Raw genomic sequence first — 1,598 nt, forward strand, 5'->3', positions numbered from 1 at the left:
CTCCCACAGGGATTCGGGTTGTACCCAAATATGGGGTACCCCAGAGAAACCTGTGGGAGCTGGCTTGCCAGCGAAGAGGCCCGAACAGACAACCCAAACTCCGGATCAAACCACGCATGAACACCACCGAAAGCCTCAAGGACTACCAACGCGTGCGCACGCTGGCGATCCGCTCGCTGTTCGAGATCATCGAGCAGTCCAGCGAAGGCACGGTGATTGTCGATCGCGATGCCAACATCGTCTGGATGAACGAGCGCTATGCCCGGCGTTTTGGGCTGGAGTCGGCGAAAAAAGCCATCGGCAAACCCTGCGAAAGCGTGATCCCCGGCAGCCTGCTGCGTGAAGTGGTGCGTACCGGCCGCCCCATTCTGCTGGACATGCAGGACACGCCAAAAGAGCCGTTGGTGGTCATGCGCCTGCCGATCCACGACGACGCCGGCGCGGTGATTGGCGCTATCGGTTTTGCCCTGTTCGATGAGTTGCGCACGCTGTCGCCGATGCTCAAGCGCTACCTGAGCATGCAGGAAGAGCTGGCCTCGACCCGCTCGCTGCTGCGGGCCCGGCAGACCAAATACAACTTCGCCCATTTCATCGGCACCAGCAGCGCCAGCCTCGACGTCAAACGCCGCGCCCGGCGCAGTGCCAGCGCCGAATCCCCGGTGTTGCTGCTCGGTGAGACCGGCACAGGTAAAGAGCTGCTGGCCCAGGCGATTCACAGCGCCTCGCCCCGGGCGCACAAGGCGTTCGTCAGCATCAACAGCGCGGCGATTCCCGAAGCGCTGCTGGAAGCCGAGTTCTTCGGCACTGCGCCTGGCGCGTTTACCGGCGCTGATCGCAAGGGGCGTACCGGCAAGTTGCAGATTGCTCAGGGCGGGACGCTGTTTCTCGACGAGATTGGCGACATGCCGTTACCGCTGCAAAGCAAACTGCTGCGGGTATTGCAGGAAAAGGAATTCGAACCGGTTGGCTCCAACGACGTGATCCAGAGCGATGTACGGGTGATCGCAGCGACGTCGACCGATCTGCAAGCGGCGATCAAGCGCGGTGAGTTCCGCGCCGACCTGTATTACCGCCTCAATGTGCTACCGATCCATGTTCCGCCGCTGCGCGAACGTCTCGATGACTTGCCGGCGCTCAGCGAAGCGATCCTTGAAGAGTTACGCAGCCAGCATGAGCTGAGCCGTACAGCGCTGGAGTTGCTTGGACAACATGCGTGGCCGGGAAACATTCGTGAATTGCGCAACGTGCTGGAACGCGCAGCGCTGCTCAGCGATGACCTGGTCCTCACCGACGAGGATATTCGCGCGGCCATTGGCACCTTTACCCCGGTGGAGCGCCCATCGGTGCCGACGCTGGAGCCGTTGGCGGAAGAGAGTTTTGCCCAGGCGCGGCAGCGGTTTGACCGGCAATTGATCCAGTCGGCGCTCGCGCAATGTGCGGGCAAGGTGCCGGAGGCGGCGGCTCGTCTGGGGCTGGGGCGGTCGACGCTGTACAAGAAGATGCTGGCCTTGGGCATCGCAGAGTCTCAATAAAGAGATTGAGTCTCGCTAGCGAGATATTCACTTCAAGATCAAAAGATCGCAGCCTTCGGCAGCTCC

At 61.7% G+C, this 1,598-nt stretch carries 1 protein-coding gene; it reads left to right on the plus strand.

All coding sequences use genetic code 11. The features are described from left to right. The first annotated feature begins 116 nt into the window (after positions 1–116). Positions 117–1,532 (plus strand): sigma-54-dependent Fis family transcriptional regulator, encoded by a 1,416-nt coding sequence (locus HT737_RS02920; RefSeq protein WP_047294783.1) that lies wholly within the window; start codon positions 117–119, stop codon positions 1,530–1,532. The last annotated feature ends 66 nt before the right edge of the window (positions 1,533–1,598 follow it).

It is taken from the genome of Pseudomonas sp. MD195_PC81_125 (assembly GCF_014060985.1).
Lineage (GTDB): Bacteria > Pseudomonadota > Gammaproteobacteria > Pseudomonadales > Pseudomonadaceae > Aquipseudomonas > Aquipseudomonas parakoreensis.